This is a genomic window from uncultured Oscillibacter sp. (genome assembly GCF_900546705.1).
In the GTDB taxonomy this organism is placed as follows: Bacteria; Bacillota; Clostridia; order Oscillospirales; family Oscillospiraceae; genus Oscillibacter.
The window spans coordinates 1-6,115 of sequence record NZ_URDP01000061.1; the positions used below are offsets into that span (position 1 = coordinate 1).

General features: G+C 66.9%; 7 protein-coding genes and 2 pseudogenes. 3 read left to right on the forward strand and 6 right to left on the reverse strand.

The window, feature by feature from the left end:
- Positions 1 to 170 (reverse strand): FGGY family carbohydrate kinase (locus QZS13_RS09625; protein WP_295588415.1); only part of this gene is annotated, 170 nt, incomplete at its 3' end.
- A 129-nt stretch (positions 171 to 299) separates the two neighbouring features.
- On the opposite strand from QZS13_RS09625, the gene QZS13_RS09630 reads away from it, so the two are divergent.
- Complete coding sequence (locus tag QZS13_RS09630) at positions 300 to 1,238, forward strand: alpha/beta fold hydrolase (protein ID WP_295588399.1); 939 nt, start codon at positions 300 to 302, stop codon at positions 1,236 to 1,238.
- 120 nt (positions 1,239 to 1,358) lie between these two features.
- Here the strand turns inward: QZS13_RS09630 and QZS13_RS09635 are convergent.
- Positions 1,359 to 1,745 (reverse strand): annotated as a pseudogene (locus tag QZS13_RS09635) (putative ABC transporter permease); the annotation flags it as partial.
- A gap of 121 nt (positions 1,746 to 1,866) precedes the next feature.
- Between QZS13_RS09635 and QZS13_RS09640 the strand changes: the two are divergent.
- Entirely contained in the window at positions 1,867 to 2,439 is a 573-nt protein-coding gene (locus QZS13_RS09640; RefSeq protein WP_295588401.1) for a uracil-DNA glycosylase family protein, read from the forward strand.
- A 126-nt stretch (positions 2,440 to 2,565) separates the two neighbouring features.
- On the forward strand, positions 2,566 to 3,120 hold the full coding sequence (locus QZS13_RS09645; protein WP_295588404.1) for a biotin transporter BioY: 555 nt from the start codon (positions 2,566 to 2,568) through the stop codon (positions 3,118 to 3,120).
- A 72-nt stretch (positions 3,121 to 3,192) separates the two neighbouring features.
- Here QZS13_RS09645 and QZS13_RS09650 read toward each other — a convergent pair whose 3' ends face one another.
- From QZS13_RS09650 to QZS13_RS09665, 4 genes and pseudogenes are all read right to left on the reverse strand, one after another.
- Positions 3,193 to 3,675 carry a GNAT family N-acetyltransferase gene (locus QZS13_RS09650; RefSeq protein ID WP_295588407.1) on the reverse strand — a complete coding sequence of 161 codons (483 nt, stop codon included), beginning with the start codon at positions 3,673 to 3,675 and terminating at the stop codon, positions 3,193 to 3,195.
- A gap of 11 nt (positions 3,676 to 3,686) precedes the next feature.
- Positions 3,687 to 4,151, reverse strand: coding sequence for a helix-turn-helix domain-containing protein (locus tag QZS13_RS09655; RefSeq protein WP_295588410.1), 465 nt, complete (start codon positions 4,149 to 4,151; stop codon positions 3,687 to 3,689).
- Positions 4,152 to 4,386: 235 nt separating this feature from the next.
- Positions 4,387 to 5,835 (reverse strand): cysteine--tRNA ligase, encoded by a 1,449-nt coding sequence (cysS, locus tag QZS13_RS09660; protein ID WP_295588412.1) that lies wholly within the window; start codon positions 5,833 to 5,835, stop codon positions 4,387 to 4,389.
- A gap of 2 nt (positions 5,836 to 5,837) precedes the next feature.
- A pseudogene (locus tag QZS13_RS09665) lies at positions 5,838 to 6,115 on the reverse strand (serine O-acetyltransferase); the annotation flags it as partial.

Consider the following 6,115-nt stretch of genomic DNA (forward strand, 5'->3'; position numbering starts at 1 on the left):
CGCCGCTCCGTGTCCCAGATCTCCATGGGGTCGTGCTCCACCCAGCCGGGCTGGGGATAGATCTGGCGGAAGGGCCGCTGGGCCCGGGAGACGATGCCCCCCGCCCGGTTGAACAAAATGGCCCGGGAACTGGTGGTTCCCTGGTCCAGTGCCATCACATAAGTTTCCATGGACTTGCTCCTTCCCCGCTCCGGCCGCCGTCCGCCCCGAAGCGATTGGAATGTCTGGCTTTTCCCGGACGGCTGTGCTATGATGCTGATAGAATAAGGGAATTATACCATACGGAGGTGCTCGTTTCCATGGTTCGCAGTGAATTTATCTTCCGCTCCGCCGACGGCAAGACCCCCATCCACACGGTGGTGTGGGCGCCGGACGTGCCGCCGGTGGGCGTGGTGCAGCTCAGCCACGGGGTGGCCGAGCACATCGGCCGCTACGAGCCCCTGGCCCGGTTTCTCACCGACCACGGCTTCGCGGTGGCCGGGCACGACCACCTGGGCCACGGGGCCTCCGTTTTGCCCGGCGCCCCCCGGCTGTACTTCGGCCCCCGGGGCAGCTGGGTGTGGGCGGCGGAGGACCTGCGGGTGTGCCGGGAGCACATCCGCGCCCGGTTCCCCGGCGTGCCGCTGATCCTGCTGGGCCACTCCATGGGTTCCTTCCTGGCCCGCACGGACCTGATCCGCTGCCCGGGACAGGTGGACGGGGCGGTGCTCATGGGCACGGGCCACATGACCGGCCCCACATTAGCCGCCGCCCGGGCCCTGGCGGACCGGGAGCTTCGGCGGGTGGGCCCCACCGGCGTGAGCGACCTGGTGACCCGCCTTGCCTTCGGGGCCTACAACCGCCGCTTCGCCCCCAACCGCACCGGCGTGGACTGGATCTCCGCCTCCACCGCCAACGTGGACGCCTACCTGGCCGACCCCCTGTGCGGCGGGGACCCCACCGTGGGGCTCTTTTGCGAAATGCTCTGGGGCATCTGGTTCATCACCCGCCCCGCCAACCTCCACCGCATGGACCCGGACGTGCCCGTGCTGTTCCTCTCCGGCGCCGAGGACCCGGTGGGCGACGCGGGCCGGGGCGTGCGCCGGGCAGCCCGGGCCTTCCGCCGGGCGGGGGTGAAGTCCATCACCCTCAAGCTCTACCCGGGCATGCGCCACGAGATCTTGAACGAGGACGGCCGGGACGCCGTCTACCGGGACCTCCTTTGCTGGCTGGAGCGCCGGACGGGCAAAGAGTCCTGAGCGCAGCAGGGCGATGTCGCCGGTGCGCCGGAGCACATAGGCCGTGCACACCCCGTCCGCCGTGGCCAGCAGCACCAGGCAGAACGTGACGGCGGGGGGCACGGCGGCCAGGAGCGGCTCCACCGCCGCCTCCAGGGGCGGCAGCGTCAGCGCCGCCAGGGCCCCCCAGGCCAGGGAAAACCGCAGGCACACCCGTCCCCCCAGGTTCCACCGCTGGGCGCCGTAGTCCCAGAAGCGGACCCCCAGGCCCTTTTCATAGGCCCAGTGGACCACGTACTCCACCGCCGTGGCGGCGGCGCCGCCCCACAGCGCCCGGGCAAAAAAGCCGCCGGTCAGTGCCTGGGGCCACGCCAGCACCGCCAGCACCCCCAGCCCGTACACCGGGCACAGCGGCAGCAGACAGCACCGGCGGTCCCAGCGCCCCTGCCCGGTGGCGGCGGCGTAAGCCCCCTCCAGCAAAAAGCCCAGAAAACTGTATGTGACAAAATGCAGAAATACCACGCGCATCCCTCCCGTCCCAGTGTGCCCCGCGGGGCGGCGGACTATCCTCCGTTGCGCCGGGACGGCGGGTGTGGTATACTGAATCTCTCATCCCAAACAGACATGCAAACGAGAAAGGAGGCGCGCCATGGAGGACAGCTGGGAGCGTCTGGAGGCGGAGTGCCTGGCGTGCCGGGGCTGCGGCCTTTGCGAAAAGCGAACCCACGTGGTGTTCGGGGACGGTGCCCGGGACGCGGAGATTTTGCTGGTGGGCGAGGGCCCGGGCCAGCGGGAGGACGAGCAGGGCGTGCCCTTTGTGGGTCCGGCGGGCCAGCTGCTGGACGATATGCTGGAGATCATCGGCCTGGACCGGACGAAGGTATACGTGGCCAACGTGGTCAAGTGCCGTCCCCCCGGGAACCGGGACCCCCAGGCCGACGAGCAGGCGGCCTGCATCGGGTATTTGCGGCGGCAGGCGGCGCTGCTGCGGCCGAAGATGATCGTGTGCCTGGGCCGTATCGCCGCCAAGGCCCTCATCCAGGAGGACTTCCGCATCACCGCCGACCACGGCCGGTGGTTCGAGCGAAAGGGCGTCTGGATGACCGCCATCTACCACCCCTCCGCCCTGCTGCGGGACCTCTCCAAACGGCCGGAGACCTTCCTGGACCTCAAGTCCATTCAGGCCAAGATCCGGCAGGTGTGTCCCAACACCCATCTTTAAAGACGCCGCGGGGCTCTGCTCCGCGGTTTGCTTTGCCGGAATTGTTAACCTTAATAAATCATAAGGTTGACAACCGCCCTTTCCCGTAGTATCATGTCCCCATGTTTGCTACCTGGGAGGAATTGCATGATGACGGTGCAGCGGCTGAAAACGGCAGATCTTGCGTATATGGGGCTCTTTGCCGCCCTGATGGCGGTGTGCGCCTGGATTTCGGTGCCCATGCCGGCGCCTCTGGTGCCCTTCACGCTCCAGACCTTCGGCGTCTTTGCGGCGGTGACCACCCTGGGGGGCCGCCGGGGCACCTTTGCCGTGGGGGCCTATCTGCTCTTGGGGCTGGTGGGACTGCCGGTGTTCACCGGGTTCCGGGGCGGGCCGGGTGCCCTGCTGGGCACCACCGGCGGCTACATTCTGGGCTTTTTGCTCTGCGCCGCCGTGTACTGGCTGGCCACCGCCTGGCTGGGGGAGTCGCTGCCGGTGGTGTTTGCCGGCTGCATCGCGGGCCTTGCGGTGTGCTACGCCTTCGGCACCGCCTGGTTTCTGGCCCTCTACACCCGCACCACCGGCCCCATGGGCCTGGGGGCGGCGCTGGGCATGTGCGTGGCGCCCTACGTGGTGCCGGACCTTGTGAAGCTGGCCCTGGCCGTGGCGGTGAGCCGGCGGCTCCGGCCCCGTCTGCGGTGACCGGCGCCGGGGAAAAAACGCCCCGGGATGCAGAGCATCCCGGGGCGTTTTCCACAATCCGTTGTTGAAAAGTCAAAAGGTCAGCCGCATGTCGTACCAGACCACCCCGCCGTGGGTGGAGGCGGACACCCCCTCGCAGCGGTAGCCGAAGGAGGCGTAGTAGTGGATGAGGGCCTCCTTGCAGGTGAGCACGCAGCCCTTACGGCCCTGGGAGCGGGCGTCGGCGGCCACCCGCTCTAGAAGCTGCCCCGCGCAGCCCCGTCGCCGGTAGGCGGGGATGGTGTTGACGCCGAAGATCATCTGCCAGGCGCCCTGCTCGTTATGAAGCGATGCGTTGTCGTACATCTCGTCCCGGAGGATCGGCTCATCGGTAACCATGCCGTCCACGAAGCTCACCAGGGTGTCCCCGTCCTCCAGCAGCCAGAAGTGGTTGGGGTACACCGCCAGGCGCCGGGCGATGGACGCCTCGTCCGCCGCCTCCGCCGGGGGAAAGCAGGCGGCCTCCACCGCCGCCAGGGCCTTGAGATCCGCCTGTACGGCGGTTCGGATATGCATGGAACTCCTCCTTATTTCAAATACCGGTAGCTCAGATGGAGCCGGGCCGTGGAATTGGTCATATTCTCGAACCGGTAGGGCCGGTCCGCCGCAAAGCGCAGGGCGTCCCGCTCCAGAAGCTGAAAGTCCTCGTCCTGGGCCGTCAGCTTCACGGACCCGGACATGACCGTGGCCTGGCACACGCACCCGGGCACCGACGGCTCCGGGGCGTAGCGGCCGCTGATGTACAGGTCCAGGAAAAACGTCTCCTGCCGCGTCACCTCGTCGTAGGGGAAGGAGGGCCGCAGCACCACCTTGCCCCCGTCCAGCCGGACGGGCTTGGTGTCCAGCTCCCGCACCAGCTCCAGCGGCTCGAAGGCGTCGTTTTCCAGCAGCACCTGGGCGGGCACCTTCAGCGCCAGGGCCAGCTTGCCCACCACGCCCACGGAGGGGTTGGCCTCCCCCCGCTCGATCTGGCCCAGCATGCTGCGGGACACGCCCGCGATGGCGCCGTGCGCTCCATGCTCAGCTTCTTGCTCTTGCGGATGCGCTTGATGTTCTCCCCCACCGCCCGGTTCAGTTCCATGTACCACGCCGCCCTTCCCCAAAATCACACAGTATATTGGCTTGTTCGACGTTTATAGTACCCGTTTTCCCCCTGTCTGTCAAGAGTGGGCCGGGCAGGAAGAAAAAAGCGGAGCGGCTTTGCCGCTCCGCTTTTCAGCATGGTCTTCAGATGCGCTTCCAGACGGCGCCGCCGGGCACGTCGGTGATCTCGATGCCCTGGGCCTTGAGTTCATCGCGGATGCGGTCGGCCTCGGCGAAGTTCTTTGCCTTCTTGGCCTCCGCCCGGGCCAGCACCTGGGCGTCCACCTCCGGGTCGCCCTCACCGGTGACGGTGTAGCCGCCGGCGGTGGCAGTGGCGGCGGTCTTGGCCGCCTCGGCACGCTTGGCGGCCGCGTGGTCCAGCAGGCCCAGGCTCAGCACCTGGTCAAATTCGCCCAGCAATGCCAGCTTGGTGGCGTCGTTGGTCTTGGCCTTGAGCACGTCGTAGAGGGCGGTCACCGCCAGGGACGTATTCAGGTCGTTGTCCAGGGCCGCCTTGAACTTTGCCCGCAGAGGCTCCGCCGCGGCCTCGTCCACAGCGCCGTCTCCCTCCTTGAGGGCGGCGATGCGGGCGATGAGCTTTTCGTAGGCGGTCTTGGCGTTGTCCAGGTTCTCCCAGGTGAACACCAGGGCCTTGCGGTAGTGGGACTGGAGGCAGAAGAGCCGGTAGACCAGGGGGTCGTAGCCCTTTTCCTCCAGCAGGGAAACGGTCAGAAACTCGCCCTTGGACTTGCTCATCTTGCCGGTGGCGGTGTTCAGGTGGTGGACATGGAACCACTGGGGGCACCAGGGATGGCCCAGGTAGCTCTCGGACTGGGCGATCTCGTTGGTGTGGTGGGGGAAGGCGTTGTCGATGCCGCCGCAGTGGAGGTCCAGGTACTCGCCGTTGTGCTTGAGGGAGATGCCGGAGCACTCGATGTGCCAGCCGGGATAGCCCACGCCCCAGGGAGAGTCCCACTTGAGGGCCTGGTCCTCGAACTTGGACTGGGTGAACCAGAGGACGAAGTCGTTCTTGTTGCGCTTGTTCACATCCTCTTCCACGCCCTCCCGGACGCCCACGGCCAGATCGTCCTCGTCGTGGTCGTTGAAGATATAGTACCGGGCGAGCTTGCTGGTGTCGAAGTACACGTTGCCGCCGGCAAAGTAGGCGTAGCCGGTGTCCTGGAGCTTCTTCACAATCTTGATATACTCCTGGATGCAGTTGGTGGCGGGCTCCACCACGTCCGGGCGCTTGATGTTGAGCTTGCGGCAGTCGTCAAAGAAGGCGTCCGTGTAGAACTTGGCGATCTCCATGACGGTCTTGTGCTCCCGCTTGGCGCCCTTGAGCATCTTATCCTCGCCGGTGTCGGCGTCGGAGCTCAGGTGGCCCACGTCGGTGATGTTCATGACCCGGTTGACGTCGTAGCCGCTGTAGCGCAGGTACTTCTCCAGCACATCCTCCATGATGTAGGAGCGCAGGTTGCCGATGTGGGCGAAGTGATAGACCGTGGGGCCGCAGGTGTACATCTCCACATGGCCGGGCGTGTGGGTGGTGAATTCCGCTTTCTTGTGGGTCGCTGAGTTGTAAAGATACATATTCAGGCAGTCCTTTCTTTTGTATGGGTCTGATGTTCCACGAGTTCTTCCAATTGGGCCAGGCGCTCCCGGAGGCCGTCCAGCTCCCGGCGGACGGGGTCCTCCACGTGGATCTGGTCCACGGAGTCGGCGTAGCGGACGGGCACGCCGTCCATGCGCACCACCCGGGCGGGCACGCCCACGGCGGTGGCCCCGGCGGGTACGGCGGTGAGCACCACGGCGCCGGCGGCGATGCGGGCGTTGTCCCCCACGGTGAAGGGGCCCAGCACCTTGGCGCCGG

Excerpts from the sequence above, each read along its gene's own strand:
- QZS13_RS09630 (WP_295588399.1), top strand. The coding sequence starts at position 300 with ATGGTTCGCAGTGAATTTATCTTCCGCTCCGCCGACGGCAAGACCCCC.
- QZS13_RS09640 (WP_295588401.1), top strand. The coding sequence starts at position 1,867 with ATGGAGGACAGCTGGGAGCGTCTGGAGGCGGAGTGCCTGGCGTGCCGG.
- QZS13_RS09645 (WP_295588404.1), top strand. The coding sequence starts at position 2,566 with ATGATGACGGTGCAGCGGCTGAAAACGGCAGATCTTGCGTATATGGGG.
- QZS13_RS09650 (WP_295588407.1), bottom strand. The coding sequence starts at position 3,675 with ATGCATATCCGAACCGCCGTACAGGCGGATCTCAAGGCCCTGGCGGCG.
- cysS (WP_295588412.1), bottom strand. The coding sequence starts at position 5,835 with ATGTATCTTTACAACTCAGCGACCCACAAGAAAGCGGAATTCACCACC.